The sequence below is a fragment of the Pseudomonas abieticivorans genome, assembly GCF_023509015.1.
GTDB classification, from domain to species: domain Bacteria; phylum Pseudomonadota; class Gammaproteobacteria; order Pseudomonadales; family Pseudomonadaceae; genus Aquipseudomonas; species Aquipseudomonas abieticivorans.
Window position 1 is genome coordinate 266,651 of the sequence record NZ_CP094975.1, and the last position, 17,249, is coordinate 283,899.

The 17,249-nt window shown below is 63.0% G+C and carries 15 protein-coding genes and 1 pseudogene; 11 read left to right on the forward strand and 5 right to left on the reverse strand.

What is annotated here, in order from left to right; translation table 11 throughout:
- Positions 1-6 precede the first annotated feature (6 nt).
- From L9B60_RS01170 to L9B60_RS01205, 8 genes and pseudogenes are all read left to right on the forward strand, one after another.
- A pseudogene (locus L9B60_RS01170) lies at positions 7-2,242 on the forward strand (TonB-dependent receptor family protein).
- 49 nt (positions 2,243-2,291) lie between these two features.
- The gene (locus tag L9B60_RS01175; RefSeq protein ID WP_249675295.1) at positions 2,292-2,936 is read left to right on the forward strand and encodes a MotA/TolQ/ExbB proton channel family protein; all 645 of its coding nucleotides are present in this window, start codon (positions 2,292-2,294) and stop codon (positions 2,934-2,936) included.
- Positions 2,937-2,954: 18 nt separating this feature from the next.
- A complete protein-coding gene (locus tag L9B60_RS01180; protein ID WP_249675296.1) occupies positions 2,955-4,682 on the forward strand; it encodes a bifunctional metallophosphatase/5'-nucleotidase in 1,728 nt (575 codons plus the stop codon).
- Positions 4,683-4,847: 165 nt separating this feature from the next.
- Positions 4,848-5,468: a TetR/AcrR family transcriptional regulator gene (locus L9B60_RS01185; RefSeq protein ID WP_249675298.1), complete on the forward strand. Its 621-nt coding sequence runs from the start codon at positions 4,848-4,850 to the stop codon at positions 5,466-5,468.
- 98 nt (positions 5,469-5,566) lie between these two features.
- Complete coding sequence (locus L9B60_RS01190; protein ID WP_249675300.1) at positions 5,567-6,316, forward strand: enoyl-CoA hydratase-related protein; 750 nt, start codon at positions 5,567-5,569, stop codon at positions 6,314-6,316.
- A gap of 168 nt (positions 6,317-6,484) precedes the next feature.
- Entirely contained in the window at positions 6,485-7,498 is a 1,014-nt protein-coding gene (locus L9B60_RS01195; protein ID WP_249675302.1) for an iron ABC transporter substrate-binding protein, read from the forward strand.
- A gap of 3 nt (positions 7,499-7,501) precedes the next feature.
- Positions 7,502-9,091: an ABC transporter permease gene (locus L9B60_RS01200; protein ID WP_249675304.1), complete on the forward strand. Its 1,590-nt coding sequence runs from the start codon at positions 7,502-7,504 to the stop codon at positions 9,089-9,091.
- Positions 9,088-10,116 carry an ABC transporter ATP-binding protein gene (locus L9B60_RS01205; RefSeq protein WP_249675309.1) on the forward strand — a complete coding sequence of 343 codons (1,029 nt, stop codon included), beginning with the start codon at positions 9,088-9,090 and terminating at the stop codon, positions 10,114-10,116. Before L9B60_RS01200 ends, L9B60_RS01205 begins: the two co-directional genes overlap by 4 nt.
- A gap of 43 nt (positions 10,117-10,159) precedes the next feature.
- On the opposite strand, the gene L9B60_RS01210 is transcribed toward L9B60_RS01205, so the two are convergent.
- On the reverse strand, positions 10,160-10,366 hold the full coding sequence (locus L9B60_RS01210; protein ID WP_249675312.1) for a DUF2188 domain-containing protein: 207 nt from the start codon (positions 10,364-10,366) through the stop codon (positions 10,160-10,162).
- Positions 10,367-10,494: 128 nt separating this feature from the next.
- On the opposite strand from L9B60_RS01210, the gene L9B60_RS01215 reads away from it, so the two are divergent.
- The 3 genes from L9B60_RS01215 (at position 10,495) to L9B60_RS01225 (ending at position 12,433) form a co-directional block, all read left to right on the forward strand.
- Positions 10,495-11,346 (forward strand): urea carboxylase-associated family protein, encoded by an 852-nt coding sequence (locus L9B60_RS01215; protein ID WP_249675315.1) that lies wholly within the window; start codon positions 10,495-10,497, stop codon positions 11,344-11,346.
- Between the two features lie 162 nt (positions 11,347-11,508).
- A complete protein-coding gene (locus L9B60_RS01220; protein WP_249675317.1) occupies positions 11,509-11,736 on the forward strand; it encodes a hypothetical protein in 228 nt (75 codons plus the stop codon).
- Positions 11,737-11,755: 19 nt separating this feature from the next.
- Positions 11,756-12,433 carry an SOS response-associated peptidase gene (locus L9B60_RS01225; RefSeq protein ID WP_249675321.1) on the forward strand — a complete coding sequence of 226 codons (678 nt, stop codon included), beginning with the start codon at positions 11,756-11,758 and terminating at the stop codon, positions 12,431-12,433.
- Positions 12,434-12,440: 7 nt separating this feature from the next.
- Here the strand turns inward: L9B60_RS01225 and L9B60_RS01230 are convergent, their stop codons facing one another.
- The 4 genes from L9B60_RS01230 to L9B60_RS01245 all read right to left on the reverse strand — a co-directional run bounded on the left by L9B60_RS01230 (position 12,441) and on the right by L9B60_RS01245 (position 17,170).
- Entirely contained in the window at positions 12,441-13,784 is a 1,344-nt protein-coding gene (locus L9B60_RS01230) for an MATE family efflux transporter (RefSeq protein WP_249675324.1), read from the reverse strand.
- A gap of 82 nt (positions 13,785-13,866) precedes the next feature.
- On the reverse strand, positions 13,867-15,117 hold the full coding sequence (locus tag L9B60_RS01235; RefSeq protein ID WP_249675326.1) for an OprD family porin: 1,251 nt from the start codon (positions 15,115-15,117) through the stop codon (positions 13,867-13,869).
- A 75-nt stretch (positions 15,118-15,192) separates the two neighbouring features.
- Positions 15,193-16,530, reverse strand: coding sequence for an MFS transporter (locus L9B60_RS01240; protein WP_249675329.1), 1,338 nt, complete (start codon positions 16,528-16,530; stop codon positions 15,193-15,195).
- A gap of 190 nt (positions 16,531-16,720) precedes the next feature.
- Entirely contained in the window at positions 16,721-17,170 is a 450-nt protein-coding gene (locus tag L9B60_RS01245) for a hypothetical protein (protein WP_249675332.1), read from the reverse strand.
- Positions 17,171-17,249 lie beyond the last annotated feature (79 nt).

Consider the following 17,249-nt stretch of genomic DNA (forward strand, 5'->3'; position numbering starts at 1 on the left):
CACGTTTTGAAACTTAATAGTTTGTTTGTAGCGCTACTGACCGTGGGGGTCGGCGGCTGGACAGTTGCAGCGTTTGCCGATGACACGATGGACATTGGTAATGTCAAGGTCACCGGGCAAAGCCTGGGCGGCGGGCACATGGTGGAAGAAGACAGCGCCAAGGCGCGCTCCACCGTGACCAAGGAAGCCATGGATGAAATGTCCGGCACCGCCAACGCCATCGATAAACTCAAATACACCCCGGGCATCAACGTTTCCACCACCGACTCCACCGGTTTGAGCGGCACCAACTTCACCATGCGCGGGATGAACTCCGACCAGGTGGGTGTTTCTGCCGACGGCATCCCGCTCAACGACTCGGGTAACTATGCGATCTTCCCCAACCAGCTGGGCGACCCGGAAAACCTGGGCGAAGTCTTCGTTACCCAAGGTTCTTCCGAGGCCGATGGCCCGCACATCGGCTCCAGCGGCGGCAACATCGGCCTGGTGACCCTGCGCCCGGAAAAAGACTTTGGCGTGTTCCTCAAGCAGACCGTGGGCAGCAACAACTTGCGCAAGAGCTTTGCGCGGATCAACACCGGCGACCTGGGCGGCTTCAAAAGTTGGCTGTCGGCGTCCCACACCGAAGGTGACAAGTGGCGCGGTTCGGGCTCGCTGCGCGCCGATAAAGTGGAATGGAACACACTGTTCGAAGACGGCAACGGCAACTCCACCAACTTGATTGCCAAGTACAGCCGCCAAGAAGGCTACAACTACAATAACCTGAGCAAGGCGCAGTTCGATGCCGACCCGCGTGCCGATTACTCGAAAACGCCCATCTATAAAAGTGGCCAGTTATCGCAGTACTACAAACTGAACCGCAACAACTTCGAAAACTTTACCGCCTCGCTTACCCAGCGTTTTCAATTGCGCGACGACCTGATGCTGACCGTGGCTCCGTATTATTACTGGGGGGCTGGCGGCAGTTTCAGTAGCCAAACCGCATCGGGGTTGTCCAGCACCTCTTCGCAGGCCGGCAACTATGACCTGAGGGGCCTGGCCTACAAGACGTATTACAAGCCGTCCTGGACCGAAACCTGGCGTTCGGGCATCACCACCAAGGCCAAGTGGGACATCAACGAGGCACACAGCCTGGACGTCGGCTACTGGTACGAAAAAGCCCGTCAACGCCAAACCCAGCCGTTTATCAACATCAACCCCGACGGCACGCCGGCCAGTGTCTGGGCCGATTACAACGGCGCCGACCAGGTGGTGGACAACAACGGCAAGACGGTCCAGGGCCGCCATTACTACACCGAAACACCGGCGCAAAAACTCTGGCTGCAGGACACCTGGACCGTGACCCCGGACTGGACCGTCACCGGGGGCACCGCCTACCAGTACGTGGAGCGCAACGGCGACAACCTGGGCAGCCTGTATGACGTGGCAGAAAAGCGTGACGCCAGATACCACCAGTTCCTGCCCAACCTGAGCGTGCGCTACCAGATCAACGACCGTAACCAGGCCTTCTACAACGTCACGCGCAACATGCGCACCCCGTCCAACTACGTGCTGTACGACACTGCCGAGTCCATCAGCCTGGCCCCCGAGCTCAGCTGGAACCAGGAACTGGGCTGGCGCTACACCGACAAGAACACGGCCTTGAGCGCGACCCTGTTTCACATCGCCTTCAAAGACCGCCAACTGTCGACCACCAACACCGATGGCGACTACGAGATGATCAACGTCGGCACCGTGGTCAACCAGGGCCTGGAGCTGGAGTGGAGTGGCCTGCTGCCCCACAACTTCAATTACTACACCTCGTACACCTACACCGACTCCACGCAAAAAGACGACATCGTGTCCAAGAACGTGGAGCCTGCCAACCGCTGGCAAACAGTTGGCCAACGTACCCAAAACCATGTTCAACGCCAGCATCGGCTATGACGACAAGCGCTACTACGGCAACGTCGCGGGCAAGTACGTGGGCAGCTTCTACGGCGACCTGACCAACGACGAGAAGATCTCTGGCCGCACCGTGTTCGACCTCAATGCCGGTATCTACCTGCCGGTGGACAAAAAGGTCATCAAAACGGCCACCGTGCGCTTCTCGCTGCTCAACGTGTTCAACAAGGAATACCTGTCGTCGGCCAATACCGTGGCGTTCAACGCCACGGCGGTGAATGGCCTGGCGGCGAGCACGCCTTATTACAACGTCGGTGAAGAACGCACCGCGATGGTTTCTTTCGAAGTTGGATTCTGACCCGCAGCCGGCGGCAATGGCCGCCGGCACCCCCTAAAGGATGCCCCCGATGAACATGAATCTGCTCCACGACCTGACCTTCTACGTCATGTATGGCGCCGCCGCACTGGCCGCCTTTGTAGTGGTTGAACGCTGTATTTTCTTCAGTTACTCCTTGCGCCGCGCGCGCAAGCTGTTGCCCGCGCTCAATGCCCGCACCCGCAGCGTTGCCGACCTGCCGGCCGAGCTCACCGCACGCGACAGCCTGCCGCTGCAGTTGCTCGACCAGTTGTACGAGGGCCGTCGCCAGTTGAGTTCGCACCAAGAACTGGAAGACCTGGGCCAAGCCATTTACATCGAACTGCGCGGCAAACTGTCACGCAGCCTGTGGATTTTGGAAGCGGTGGTCGCAGGTGCCCCGCTGCTGGGCTTGTTGGGCACCATCATGGGCATCATCGACACCTTCAAGGCCTTGGCCGAAGCCGGCGTCTCGGACCCGGGCGAAGTCTCACGCGGCATCGGCACGGCGCTCTATGCCACAGCCTTGGGTATCTCCATCGCGCTGGTAGGCCTGGTGTTCAACAGCCACCTGCAAGACCGCCTGGAACTGATCACCGACCACCTGAAAATGCTGCTGTTGCGGGCAGGCCTGGGTACCCGTTACGTGCACGCGAGCGACGCCCCTGTCGCCGCCAGCCAGCCGCGCATTGCCTGATCAAGAAAAGGAGTTTTCATGTCATCTCTTTTGTTTGCCCTGCGCCGCGCCTGCCTGCTGGCGCCCACCGCGCTGGTGCTGGGTGCCTGCAGCCACGCCGTTGCGCCGCCCGCCACGGTGCAGGTCAACATTGCCGCGGTCAATGACTTCCACGGCAACCTGCTGGCCACCCCCCTGAGCTATCCAGACCCCAGCGCCCCCAAGGGCAAGGTGGTGATGAAAGCCGGCGGCATTGATGCCTTGAGCGGCGTGGTCGCCCAACTGCGCCAGCAAGACCCTAACCTGGTGCTGATCGGTGCCGGCGACATGATCGGCGGCAGCCCGCCCATCTCCTCGATGTGGGCGGACGAACCGACCTTGCAGGCCCTGGGCTTGCTGGGGATGAAGTTCAGCACGGTGGGCAACCATGAACTGGACCAGGGCACCTCAGAGCTGCAACGCCAGATCCACGGCGGCTGCGACTCGCCACGCCCGGACAAGGCCTGCCAGTTCGACAAAACCTACAGCGGCGCGGGCTTCCCCTACATCGCCGCCAACCTGATCGACACGCACACCGGCAAACCGCTGTTCGCGCCGTACCAGATCGAGCAGGTCAACGGCGTCAAGGTCGCCTTCGTCGGCGCCGTGCTGCGTGACGTGGCGTCGGTGGTCAGCAACAAAAGCATGCAGGGCTTGAGTACCACCGACGAAGCCTTGGCCATCAACGCGCAGTTGCCGGCGTTGCATGAGCAAGGCGTCGATGCCGTGGTGGCGGTCATTCACCAAGGCGGGGAAACCCCGGAACGCTTCGACCAGGCCGATTGCAGCCAGCTGACGGGCGACATCGTCGACGTGGCCCAGCGCCTGGCACCGGAAATCAAGGTGGTCATCACCGCGCACACCCACCAGGGCTACCTGTGCCAGGTAGGCGACAAGTTGGTGACCCAAGGGGCTTCCTACGGGCGCCTGCTGACCTACGTGACCCTGACCATCGACCCGGCCAAGCACCAGTTGCTGGGCGCCAAGGCGCGCAACATTGTCGTCGACCCCAAGCTTTACAAGCCGATGCCGCAAATCGCCGCTTTGCAGGCCCAGGTCGAACAACGTAGCCAGGCCCTGTTGGGCAAACCGGTAGCGCGCATCGCGACACGGGAATTGACCCGCCACCTGAGCCCCGCCGGCGAGTCGGCCATGGGCGACCTGGTCGCCGACGGCCAACTGGCCGCCACCCGCAGCCTGGGCGCGCAGGTGGCGTTCACCAACCTGGGCGGGATTCGTACGGACCTGATCCTGGAGCCTGGGCAAGCTCAATTGACCTTTGGCCAGGTGGCCAGCGTGCAACCGTTCAACAACACGCTGAACATCCTGACCCTGACCGGCGCCCAAATCCATGAGTTGATCGAGCAGCAGTGGCAAAGCGGGAGCATGGGCTTCTACCCCTTGCAACCCTCCTCTTCACTGCGCTACCGCTGGGATGCCTCGCGGCCGGCCGGGCAGCGCGTCATCGCGCAAAGCCTGACCATCGACGGCAAACCGGTGCTGGCCAACCAGACCTACCAAGTCACCGTGAACTCGTTCATGGCCGAAGGCGGCGACAATTTCAGCGTATTGGCAAAGACCAGCAAACGCCTGGACACCGGCCTCAACGACCTGGAAGCACTGATCGGTTACCTCCAAGCCCAGGATAAAGCCGGCACGCCAGCCGGTGTGGCCGGTGCCCCGCGCATCCAGCGCGACGGCCAGGCCCTGAGCGCCGCGCAACCCTGATACCGCTTTGCCCGCCTCGGCCAGCGCTTGGCCGGGGCACTCTGGCGCCGCCGAGCTCCCAAGGCGGCCTTTTCTTCTCGCTGACGCTAGAATGGCAACAGGGTCTGCCGCGCTTATTGCCCGGCGGCGGCCTGCCCCCTCCCCCGCGTCACAATCAGGCAAGCGATGACCAATCCAAAAATCAAGATTCGCCAAAAGAATATCGAGAAAATCCTGCTCGCTGCCGAGCAGGTGTTTGCTGAAAACGGCTTCGCGGGCGCGGCCATGGCCGATATCGCCCTGCAGGCCGAACTGCCGCGTGCCAACCTCAACTATTACTTTTCCACCAAAGAAGACTTGTACCGCGAAGTGCTGATCAACCTGCTTGGCACCTGGGAGTTGGAGGGCGCCTGTTTCGAGCAGTTTGACGACCCCCGCGTGGTGCTGACCAGCTACATCATGGAAAAGATGAACCACTCGCGCCAGCGCCCCTACAGTTCCAAGGTCTGGACCAACGAGATCATGCACGGCGCGCCGATGTTCAGGGACATGCTCGACGAGCACCTGGCCACCGGCGTGAAACTCAAGGAAGCCAAGATCCGCCAGTGGGTCGAAGAAAAGCGCATTCGCCCGGTCAGCCCCAGCGCCCTGCTGTACATGATCTGGGCAGCCACCCAGCACTATGCCGACTTTGACCACCAGGTGGCGGCGCTCAACGGCCATCAGCCGCTGTCTGACGCGCAGTTTGCCGAAGCGGTAAAAACCATCACCGTGGTTATTTTGCGCGGGATTGGGTTGGAGCCGTGATGCGTAGTTAGAACGCAGTAGGCGTCCACCCTGCACCTCTGTCTTATACTCCAGCCTCTTGTGCCTCCAATAATAACTTCCAGCAAAGGCGAAACTCCGTGACCCACCTGATCAAGCGCCACTTGTGCGAAGGCGTGCTGACGCTAACCCTCGAGCGCCCCGACAAACTCAATGCCCTGACCCACGGCATGTACGAGCACCTGACCGACCTGCTGCGCGCAGCCCAGAACGATGATGACACTCAGGTGGTAATCATCACTGGCGGCGAGCGGTGCTTTACCGCCGGCAATGACCTCAAAGACTTTTTGCAGGTGCCGCCCTCGGCACTGGACGCCCCCGCATTCCGCTTCATGGGCGCGGTGCTGGACCTGGACAAACCACTGATCGCGGCGGTGGCCGGCGCCGCCGTTGGTATTGGCACCACCTTGTTGCTGCACTGCGACCAGGTGCTGGTGACGCGCGATGCCAAGCTGCGCATGCCCTTCGTCAACCTGGGCCTGTGCCCGGAGTTCGGCGCCAGCCTGTTGTTACCGCAGTTGGTGGGCCACGCCCGCGCCGCCCGGTTGTTGCTGTGGGGTGATGGGCTCAGTGGCGAACAGGCCGTGGCTTGGGGGCTGGCGAACGAGGCCTTTGACGAAGGTGCTCAGTGCCTGGCCGCCGCCCGGCAACTGGCAGAGCGAATCACCCGGTTGCCGCAAGCGTCGGTGCGCTTGAGCAAGCAATTGCTCAAGGCACCGCAGCGGGCGGCGCTGGAGGAGGCCATCGCGCGGGAGGGGGCATTGTTTATCGAGCGGTTGCGCAGTGACGAGGCGCGCAGCGCACTGGACAGCCTGATGGCACCGCGTTGATTTCAAGCGGGGATAAACCGCCGATGGATCCAGCATTTGGCGGCAAACCGTTCTAGGCTGAATGGGAATCACACTGATTAAAGCTGCGCTTGACGATTTTTTCTCATTCGCGCTATTACAGTGCCTCCCGTTCGCTTGGCACCCCTATAAAAACCCTGGAGCTTGCGCATGACCCCTCGCCCTTCTTCGCTCTTCAAGGCTGCCCTGCTGGCCTCGGCATTGTTTGGCTGTAGCGTCGCCTTCGGCGCCGATGGCCCCGGCATCCTGGTGTACAACGCCCAGCACGAAACCCTGACCAAAGCCTGGGTGGAAGGCTTTACCGAGGAAACCGGCATCCCGGTGACCATCCGCAACGGCGACGACAGCGAGATGGGTAACCAGTTGGTGCAAGAAGGCGCGGCCTCGCCGGCCGACGTGTTCCTGACCGAGAACTCGCCCGCCATGGTGCTGGTGGACAACGCCGGCTTGTTTGCGCCGATTGCGCCTGCAACCCTTGAACAAGTGACGCCGGCCTACCGCCCTGCCCACGGCAAATGGACCGGCATCGCCGCGCGCTCCACGGTGTTCGTCTACAACCCGAGCAAGATCAAGGAAGCCGACCTGCCCAAGTCGCTGATGGATCTGGCCTCGCCAAGCTGGAAAGGCCGCTGGGCGGCGTCGCCTGCCGGGGCCGACTTCCAGGCCATCGTCAGCGCGGTGCTGGAGCTCAAGGGTGAAGCCGCCACGCTTGAATGGCTCAAGGGCATGAAGGCCAACGCCACCGCCTACCGCGGCAACAGCGCAGTGCTCAAGGCGGTGAATGCCGGGCAGATCGACGGCGGCGTGATCTACCACTACTACAGCTACGTGGACCAATCCAAGACCGGCGAAAACAGCAAAAACACCACCCTGTACTACTTCAAGCACAAGGATCCGGGCGCCTTCGTCAGCACCTCGGGCGCCGGCGTGCTGGCCTCCAGCAAACATCAGCAGGACGCCCAGGCGTTCGTCAAATGGATCACCGGCAAACAGGGCCAGGCCATACTCAAGGACGGCAAGTCGTTCGAGTACGCCGTGGGCCAGGGCGCGCAATCCAATCCCAAGCTGGTGCCACTGGAGCAGCTCGACGCACCGCTGGTGGACGCCTCCAAGCTCAACAGCAAAAAAGCCGTGGACCTGATGACCCAGGCCGGGCTGCTGTAAGCAATGTCCAAACAGGAACCGCTCGACATTGCACTCACCCTACAAGGACCTGGCGCCCGCCACACCCGTGGGCGCGGGGTCGGCCGCTGGGTGATCGCCTGTTCGTTGCTGGTGTCGGTCCTGGCCCTGTTGCCCCTGGGGTTTGTGATCAGCGTGGCCATCCAAACCGGCTGGGCCACCATCGCCCAGTTGGTGTTCCGCCCCCGGGTGGCCGAGCTGTTGCTTAACACCGGCTTGCTGGTGGTATTGACCCTGCCCCTGTGCGTGGGCCTGGGCGTGGCATTGGCCTGGCTGACCGAGCGCAGTGACCTGCCGTATCGCAGGCTTTGGTCATTGCTGGCCATTGCCCCACTGGCGGTGCCTGCATTCGTCCACAGCTATGCCTGGATCAGCCTGATCCCGCCCTTGCACGGGCTGCCCGCCGGGGTGTTGATCTCGGTGCTGGCCTATTTCCCTTTCCTGTACCTGCCGGTGGCCGCGACCTTGCGCCGCCTGGACCCGGCCATCGAAGACGTGGCCCAGAGCCTGGGCCTGAAACCCTGGGCGGTGTTTTTCCGCGTGGTGCTGCCGCAACTGCGCCTGGCCATCGGCGGCGGCGCGTTGCTGGTGGGCCTGCACCTGCTGGCCGAGTACGGCCTGTATGCGCTGATCCGCTTCGACACCTTTACCACGGCCATTTTCGACCAGTTCCAATCCAGCTTCAACGGCCCGGCGGCAAACATGCTGGCCGGGGTGTTGGCGCTGTGCTGCCTGGCCATGCTCACCGCCGAATCGGCGGCACGCGGAAAGGCCCGCTACGCACGCGTAGGCTCGGGCAGCGCCCGCGAACAGCGGCTGTGCCCGCTTGGCCGGGGCACCACCGCCCTGGCCCTGCTGCTGCCACTGGGCACCACGGCGCTGGCCTTGGGCGTACCACTGATTACCCTGGCCAACTGGCTGATCGCCGGGGGGCGCGAGGTCTGGCGAATGGGCGAACTGCTGCCCGCCGTGCAGCAAACCCTGATGCTGGCCAGCGCCGGCGCGGTGCTGACCACCCTGGCAGCCGTCCCCATTGCCTGGCTGTCGATCCGAGCACCGGGGCGCCTGCACCGGCTGCTGGAAAGCTGTAACTACATCACCAGTTCCCTGCCCGGCGTGGTTGTGGCCCTGGCCCTGGTGACGGTGACCGTGAAGTTCGCCCGGCCCATTTACCAGACCGCGCTGACGGTGCTGCTGGCCTACCTGCTGATGTTCTTGCCACGGGCGCTGGTCAGCCTGCGGGCCGGCATCGCCCAGGCGCCGGTGGAGCTGGAAAACATCGCCCGCAGCCTGGGCCGCTCGCCGGGCCAGGCGTTGTGGCTGATCACCCTGCGCCTCGCCGCACCCGGCGCCGCGGCCGGTGCGGCACTGGTGTTCTTGGCAATTACCAACGAGCTGACCGCCACCCTGCTGCTGGCCCCCAACGGCACCCGCACCCTGGCCACCGGCTTCTGGGCCATGACCAGCGAAATCGACTACGCCGCCGCTGCGCCCTACGCGCTGATCATGGTGCTGCTCTCGCTGCCCCTGACCGGCCTTCTTTACCATCAATCCAAACGCACGGCGGGCCGATGAGCGCTCTTGAACTGCATGGCCTTCATAAAAAATTCGGCACCTTGGCCGCGCTCGACAACGTACACCTGAAGGTTGTCGCTGGCAGCCGCACGGCCATCGTCGGCCCCTCAGGCTCTGGCAAAACCACCCTGCTGCGCATGATTGCAGGCTTCGAGTTCCCCGATGCCGGCAGCATTTCCCTTGACGGCGAAATCCTGGTCGACGCCCACCGGCAAGTGCCGGCCCACCGGCGCCTGATTGGCTACGTGCCGCAGGACGGCGCGCTGTTCCCGCACCTGACCATCGCCGACAACATCGGTTTTGGCCTACCGGGCAACACCCGCGCAAAACAGCCACGGGTGCTGGAGCTGATGGACATGGTTTCGCTGGACACGCGCATGGCCAGCCGCTGGCCACACGAGCTGTCTGGCGGCCAGCAACAGCGCGTGGCCCTGGCCCGGGCCTTGGCCCAGAGGCCTCGGTTGATGCTGCTGGATGAACCCTTCTCGGCGCTGGACACAGGCCTGCGCGCCACCATGCGCAAGACGGTCGCCAAGCTGTTGGCCGAGGCCGGCGTGACCACCATTCTGGTCACCCACGACCAGGCCGAAGCGTTGTCGTTTGCCGACCAACTGGCGGTGATGCGCCAAGGCAAGCTGGTGCAGGCCGGCCGGCCGATGGACCTTTACCAGCGCCCGCGTGACGAGCAAACCGCGCTGTTCCTGGGAGACGCCGTGATTTTGCCGGCCACCATCAACCGCGGCTGGGCGCAGTGTGACCTGGGCGCGGTCAAGGTCGACGACAATGCCCCCCAAGGCGTGGCGCGGATCATGCTGCGGCCTGAGCAACTGTTGGTCAGCCCGGCGGTACAAGGCGATGGCCTGGTGATGGACAGCGATTTTGGCGGCAACAACTGCACCCTCACAGTGGAGGTAGCCGGGCGGGCGATCAGTGTTCGCAGCGCGGCCTACAATGCCCCGGCGCTGGGTAGCCGCGTGCAGATCAGTGTGGTGGGGGTTGGGCATGTGGTGAGCGCGGCACAGTAAGCGCCCTTGCGCCCGGCCATTGGGGCGCAGGGCAAGAGGTGTGTCAGGCTTTGCGCGGTGAAGCTTTCGCAGATGGATCCGCTCCCACAGCCTTGTGCGCGGGCAAGGCGAACGCGTAGGCCGCCGCCTCTTCACGCGTGCCAAACGAGGCAAGCCGATCATCCGGCGTGCACACGCTCCATTGACTGTTATGAACACTGACCAAGTGATAACCATTGACGTGGACTTTCTCGATGACCGGTGCGCTCATGGCTGCCTCCTCTCATTAAAAGATTCAGGGTGCTTGCCTCTACCAGTGTAGACCAACCCAACCCACCGGGTTGGCACGCAATGCGTTAATGTGGACTTCACATTGAACCGTGCCGTGAGGGTTGTGCCATGTACAAAGACTATCCAGCCGCCTATCAGGTCAGCAAAGGCTCGGCGTTGCAGGTCGACAAGCCCTTTTATGAACGCATCCGCGAGCAAAAGGCCCAGCGCACCCTGATTGAGCAATTCGAGGTGCCGATCCGCACCGGCCGCGCCTGGAAGGTGCCCGCCGGGCATGTGTTCCGTGTGACGACCCCGGTGGGCCCGCAAGTGGGCGACTTCAACGTGTGGAACGCCAACGACCCGCGCGAACGCCTGTGGGCCGCGCGCACTCGCCAGTTGCAGGGCGCCCACGTCAGCACCTACGACCGGCTGTGGTCCAACCTGCCGTTCTTGCGCCCGTTGGTGACCATCACCGACGACAGCCTGGCGGCCTATGGCATCGACGAACACGGCGGGCGCCTGCACGACCTGCTGGGCACCCGCTGCGACCCGTACGTGAACAAGATGCTCACAGGCCAAGACTTCCACCACCACTGCCACTCCAACCTGACCCGTGCGGTGCTGCCACACGGCTTGACCGAGTTCGACGTGCACGATGTGCTGAACATCTTCCAGTGCACGGGCCTGAACCACGACGACCTGTACTTCATGAAAGCCTGCCCGGCCCAGCAAGGCGATTACCTGGAGTTTTTCGCCGAAATCGACTTGCTGTGCGCCCTGTCCACCTGCCCTGGGGGTGACCTGTCGCTGCCGATGTGGGGCCCCGAGGCGCAGGACCCGATCAGCGTTTGCCGGCCACTGGGGGTGGAGATTTATCGCCTGGACGAGGCCTTGCTGCAGGGTTGGAAACAGCCAACGCGCGCAGCCTATGACGGCATGCATGGGTTGGCGGTGGGCAAGGCTGATTGGGAGCGCTGAACCCGGCCCCTCGCCCCATTGGTGGGGACACTGGCCGGGTTGGCGGCCGGTAACCCCGACAAATAAAACCACGCGGTTTGTCGTGGGCACCACTGTCCACTAGAATACTCAAACGAATACCCCAGCGCCGACGGATGGCGCTGCACCCACAAGGACGTCACCGTGAACTTCGAAGTACTGCTGTGTGCGTTGGCCAGCATCCCGCTGATTGCCTTGGGCGCCATCGCCCTGGAATCGGCCACCGCCTATACCCAACGCTGGCCTTGGCTGCAGCGCCGGCACGGGATCATCCTGAAGGTCAGCAAGGTGTTCAGCGGGCTGACCCTGCTGTTGCTCAGCAGCGTGGCGATCGGCCTGGCATTCGGCGGCTGGGGCCCGTGGAGCGGCTGAAATCGCGGAGGGTTCACCGATGTGTGGCAGGCTGTCCCAGTACCGCGGCATCCACGACTTCGTCGACGCCCTGAGCTTGCCCGATGCTTGGGTCAACACCCTGGGCGATGAGCCCCTGGCCCGCTACAACGTCGCCCCCTCGACCCAACTGGCGCTGTTTCATGTTCAGGATGACACCCTGCAGGCTCTGGCCGTGCGCTGGGGCTGGCGCCCGCATTGGGCCAGGGACCGCGCACCGCCCATCAATGCCCGGGTGGAAAAGGTCGCTCACGGCGCGTTCTTCAGGGCGATCTGGCCAAGGCGGGCCGTCGTGCCGGTAGACAACTGGTTCGAATGGGTGGATGAAGGCGGCTCGAAAAAACAACCCTATTTGATCCGTCGCAAAGACGGCGCCCCGAGCCTGTGCGCGGCCATCGGGCAATTCCCAGGCCCCCATGGGGCGGTGCGCGAGGACGACGGCTGCGTGATCATCACCGCCGACAGCGCCGGTGGCATGGTCGACATCCACGACCGCCGCCCGGTGGTGCTGGCGCCCGAACTGGCCCGCGAATGGCTGGACCCACGCACGCCCACCGAGCGCGCCGAACAGCTGGTGCTGTGGCAGGGCGAACCGGCGCCGGTGTTCGAGTGGTACCGGGTGGGCCGCGAGGTAGGCCAGGTACGCAACCAGGGCCGCCAATTGATCGAACCGCTTTAGGCGCCCGTTACACCAACCGCTCGATGCGCTGGTGCTGCCACACCAGGCGGTAATACGCCGTTTGCAATGCCAGCATGCACAGGTAGGTGACCGGGAACGCCATCCACACCCCCTCCAGCCCCACGTAGCTGTTCAGCAGCCAGGCCACCGGCAGCTCCACGCCAACCACGCAGAATATCGAGATGAGCACCGGCACCAGCACCGTGCCGCTGGCACGCATGATGCCGCCGATCAGGGCCTGGAAGCCGAACACCAGCAAGCTCCAGAGCATGATGTGCAGCAGGTGTTCGGCCTGGGCCTGGGTGGCCGGGTCAGTGATGAACAGGCCCAGCAGCCAGTGCGACAGCAAGTAGCACAGCACCACCAGGCCACCGGTCAGCCAGAGGTTGATCACAAGGCCGGTGCGCAGGATCGGCCCGATGCGCTCCAGGCGGCCGGCGCCGATGGCCTGGGCGCCGAGGATGGAGGCGGTGATGGCGATCGACAACGCCGGGAACTGCACGTAGTTGACGATCTGCGTGACCGCGCCATAGGCCGCCGTGGCCTGGGAGCCGTGGTGGTTGACCAGCGACAGGATCACCAGCTCGGACAGCGACAGCACCACCATCTGCAGCCCGGTGGGCAGGCCGATGCGCAGCACCTTGCCCAGCAGCTCGCGGTTCAGGCGCATGGCCGCAAACAACGCCCGGTTGGGTGCCAGCACGTGCTGGCGGCGGTTCAAGCGCCAGGTCAACAGCGCCATGGCCAAGAGGTTGCCGACCAACGCGGCCACCACGGCGCTCTCGATGCCCATGGGTGGCACACCCAGCCAGCCGCGAATCAATGCCGGGGTCAGCAGCAGACCCGCGCAGGTAGAAACCAGCAACGCCAGCAGCGGCGAGACCGTGTCACTGACGCCGCGCAGCAGTTGCGTAAACAACACGAACACCAGCATGAACGGCATGATCAGCATCATCGCCCGTGCGTAGCCCACGGCATCGTCCAGCACATCCACCGGAGTGCCTAGCGCCTGCAAGGCCGGGCGCGCGAAGATCGTGCCGAACACTGCCGCCACCAGCCCGATCAATACGCCCAGCAACAGCGTCGAGCCGGCGATGGCCTTGACCACGTGCAGCTCGCGCGCGCCCCAGGCCTGGCCAATCATCACCCCGGCCCCTGCGCCCAGGCCAATCACCAGCGCAATGAAAAAGAACACCACCGGGAACATCCCCGACACCGCGGCCAAGGCCTGGGTGCCGAGCATCTGGCCGATGTAGATACTGTTCAGGGTGCCGGACATGGACTGCAGAAAGTTGGCCAGCACCATGGGCGCAAGAAAGGCCAGGTAGGTTTTCCAAAGAGGGGTTTGCATGGGCAAGGCGCAGTCTCGGCAGGGGGCGACCTGATGGATTCTACGCCATCACCACGCTCGCCCCCTACCCTTATGCCTTTGCTCAGAGCAGCGAGAACGGGTAACTGACGATCAAGCGGTTTTCGTCGAACTCGTTAGTGCTGTAGTCACGGCGGATGCTGGAGTTGCGCCAGCGGATATTCAAATCCTTGAAGGTGCCGCTTTGCAGGGTATAGGCCAGCTCCGATTCGCGGCCCCACTCCTTGCCATCGGTAATGGCGCCGGTGTGCACATTGCTGCCGCTGATATAGCGGTTCATCAGGGTCAAACCGGGCACGCCCAGGGCCACGAAATTGTAGTCGTAACGCAATTGCCAGGAGTGTTCCTGGGCACTGTCGAAACTGGAGTTGTAGCTGTCGTTGGCCAAGGTACCGCCGCTGGTGCCATTGACCCGCATCCAGGCGTTGTCGCCGGTGAGCTTTTGCAGGCCCACAAACAGCGTACCACCGCCATAGCGCGCCGAAAGCAAGGCCGACATCGTGCGGTTGCTCAAATCGCCGGCCAGCGCGCTGCCATCCTCGCGCCCCCAGAAGTAGCCCAGGTTGGCACCCAGGGTCCAATCGCCCAGAGGCTGGCTGTGCAGCACTTGCAGGTATTGCTGCTGGTAGATGTCCTTGAGCTCGGCGTTCCACACGCCCACCAGGGTGCGCTTGTTGTTGAAGGTGTACTCGCCCCCCTCGAAGTTGAAGCGATCAGAGGCAATGGCCGCGGTGCTGCCCTGCATGAACATGTCCTGCATGCTGGCGTCGTTGCGCGGGCTGTTCTGGCGGAACTGGCCGCCGTACAGGGTCAGGCCGTCGATTTCCCTGGACGTGACCTGCCCGCCCTGGAAGGTTTGCGGCAGCGAGCGGCCGTCATCCGAACGCAGGATCGGCAGCACCGGCATCCACTCGCCCACCTTGAGTTCGGTCTTGCTGAACTTCATCTTGCCGGCTACGCCCAGACGGCCGAAATCGTCGGCAGGGCTGCCGTCGTCGTGAATCGGCAACAATTGCGAGCCGCCGGTGCCCTTGCCGCCGTTGAGCTTGACCGAGTACAGGCCCAATACGTCCACGCCAAAGCCGACGGTGCCCTGGGTGAAGCCAGACTTGGCATCGAGGATGAAACTCTGGGTCCACTCCTCGGCCATGCCCTGGCTGTAGGACGGGTTGGTGAAGTTGCGGTTCAAGTAGAAATTGCGCAGGTTCAGGGTCGCCGTCGCGTCATCCAGAAACCCGGCGGCCGAGGCGCCCATCGGCAAGGCCGCGGTCAAGGAAAGCAAGCCGACCAGACGTGGGCTGAAGGTGTTTTTCATTGTTATTGTTTTCCGTTTTTTGGGCGAAGCGTTGCCGTGCGCCCCATCAAGGGCGCAGGCGTGGAGGGCAGCCGGTCAGTGCGCCAGAATGGCGGGAGCCGCGCGGCGCCTGGCGTGGCCGTTGGCAAGTATCGCTACGGCTGCGATGAGTGCCGGCGCGCCGAGCATGATGAACAAGGTGCTCACGCTCAGGCCCAGGCTCAGGACCACGCCGCCGACCAGCGAGCCGAAGATGGCGCCGAAACGGCCGATGCCCAACATCCAGCTGACGCCGGTGGCGCGAAAGTCGGTGGGGTAGTAGCCGGGCGCGAAGGCGTTGAGGCCGGTTTGTGCACCGCTCATGCAGAAGCCGGCCGCCACCACGCCAACGGCCAGCAGGCTCGACTCCAGGCTGAAGGCGCCCAGCAGCATGATCAAGGCGCCGCCCAAGGCGTAGGCCGTGGCGATGACCCGGTTAGGGTTGCGCCGGTCCATCGCCCAGCCCACCACGATGGCGCCGACGGTGCCGCCGATCTGGAACAGCCCGGTGATGGTCGCCGCCCGTTCGATGGACAAACCGCCCTCGCGCAACAGGGTCGGCATCCAGCCCATGGTCAGGTAAATCACCAGCAAGCCCATGAAGTAAGTGGCCCACAGTGACAGGGTGCCCAGGCGGTAAGGTTCGGAGAACAACCTGCGCACCGGCGCCTTATGCTGCACTTGCGGCTCGCTGACGGTGAAGGTGGTGGCGGCCGTGAACTGCCCGCCCAGCCTGTTCAATACCTTGGCGATCTGTGCGCTGGAGGCATTGCGCACGGCCATGAAGCGCGCCGACTCCGGCAGCAATAGCCACAGGAACGGCAGCAGCAGTAACGGCAGCACCCCACCGGCCAACAGCACCGATTGCCAACCGAAATGCGGGATCAACCAGGCCGCCAGCAAACCACCGGCACCGGAGCCCAGGTTGAAGCCGGTGAACATGATGGTGATAAATAACGAGCGGTTACGCTCTGGCAGGTATTCAGACAGCAACGTGGTGGTATTGGGCATGGCCGCGCCCAGGGCAATGCCGGTCAAAAAACGCAGGCCAGCCAGCTCGTAGGGGTTGCGGGCGAAAGCACAGGCCAGGCTCAGTACGCTGAAGCCGGTGACGGCCAGCAGCAATATTTTCTTGCGCCCCAGGCGGTCGGCGTAAGGGCCTGCGGTCAGGGCGCCCACGGCGAGGCCAATCATGCCAGCGCTCATCACCGGGCCGAATGCGGCTTTGGACAAGCCCCAGTCCTGAAGCAACGAAGGGGCGATAAAGCCCATGATCGCCACGTCCAATCCATCAAACAACACGATACTGAAACACAAGGCCATGATCAGCCATTGGTACCGGGTGATCGGGCGATCATCGATCCACTGTTTGATATCGACAGTGTCATTGTGCATAAGGGGCACCTTGTTATTATTGTAATGGGCCCGGCCGCCAACAGCGGCAGGGGATGCGGCGACTGTATATCCGTGAGCCCGCCGGGCGCCTGCGGCTAATCTTTAAGCAGGTATCGGTTTTTTTTATGAGGGTGCTATGTAAAAGCGTTTTTATGTAGAGGTATCAAAACAGACACAATAATGCTTGCAGTTATTGCCCTTCGGCGTAGATGACGGTGGGCGTGCTACTGGCAGTGGCGGCGCGACGCGTGAAGTAAGTATCACCCTCGTCGGTGTGTATTTCGTAGGCCGCCACCGTGCCTGGAGCGGTGTTCAGCGGCACATGCTTTATAATTTTCAATACGCGTTGGAACTTGACCGTCTGCGTACCGTTCTGGGCAGGACCGGTCAGCACATTGACGGTTTGAAACCAGCCTCGGTCCTTTTTATTGGCGACCAATGTCTGGCTCATGGCTTCAAATCGGTCGAGCCGGGTAAAACCCCAAAGTGTTTGTTCCTGAACCGCTTTACCCGGCAGGCTAGAGCCGGTGAAGACAAATAAGTTGATGGCCGGATTATCTTCACAAAAGAAGTCATACGGGACCAGGCCGTCAATCATCTTCTTGCCGGATACAAAGCCCTTTTTATGCACGAGAAACATCGCCACCTCCACGAAAACTTTAGCCGCAAAGTTTAACGAGGGGTGGCGTACAGGGCCGTCAAGCCAATGTAATTTCGTG

Bases quoted from the DNA above. Each gene is read 5' to 3' on its own strand.
- L9B60_RS01175 (WP_249675295.1), top strand. From the start codon at position 2,292: ATGAACATGAATCTGCTCCACGACCTGACCTTCTACGTCATGTATGGC.
- L9B60_RS01180 (WP_249675296.1), top strand. From the start codon at position 2,955: ATGTCATCTCTTTTGTTTGCCCTGCGCCGCGCCTGCCTGCTGGCGCCC.
- L9B60_RS01185 (WP_249675298.1), top strand. From the start codon at position 4,848: ATGACCAATCCAAAAATCAAGATTCGCCAAAAGAATATCGAGAAAATC.
- L9B60_RS01195 (WP_249675302.1), top strand. From the start codon at position 6,485: ATGACCCCTCGCCCTTCTTCGCTCTTCAAGGCTGCCCTGCTGGCCTCG.
- L9B60_RS01200 (WP_249675304.1), top strand. From the start codon at position 7,502: ATGTCCAAACAGGAACCGCTCGACATTGCACTCACCCTACAAGGACCT.
- L9B60_RS01205 (WP_249675309.1), top strand. From the start codon at position 9,088: ATGAGCGCTCTTGAACTGCATGGCCTTCATAAAAAATTCGGCACCTTG.
- L9B60_RS01210 (WP_249675312.1), bottom strand. From the start codon at position 10,366: ATGAGCGCACCGGTCATCGAGAAAGTCCACGTCAATGGTTATCACTTG.
- L9B60_RS01215 (WP_249675315.1), top strand. From the start codon at position 10,495: ATGTACAAAGACTATCCAGCCGCCTATCAGGTCAGCAAAGGCTCGGCG.
- L9B60_RS01225 (WP_249675321.1), top strand. From the start codon at position 11,756: ATGTGTGGCAGGCTGTCCCAGTACCGCGGCATCCACGACTTCGTCGAC.
- L9B60_RS01230 (WP_249675324.1), bottom strand. From the start codon at position 13,784: ATGCAAACCCCTCTTTGGAAAACCTACCTGGCCTTTCTTGCGCCCATG.
- L9B60_RS01235 (WP_249675326.1), bottom strand. From the start codon at position 15,117: ATGAAAAACACCTTCAGCCCACGTCTGGTCGGCTTGCTTTCCTTGACC.
- L9B60_RS01240 (WP_249675329.1), bottom strand. From the start codon at position 16,530: ATGCACAATGACACTGTCGATATCAAACAGTGGATCGATGATCGCCCG.
- L9B60_RS01245 (WP_249675332.1), bottom strand. From the start codon at position 17,170: ATGTTTCTCGTGCATAAAAAGGGCTTTGTATCCGGCAAGAAGATGATT.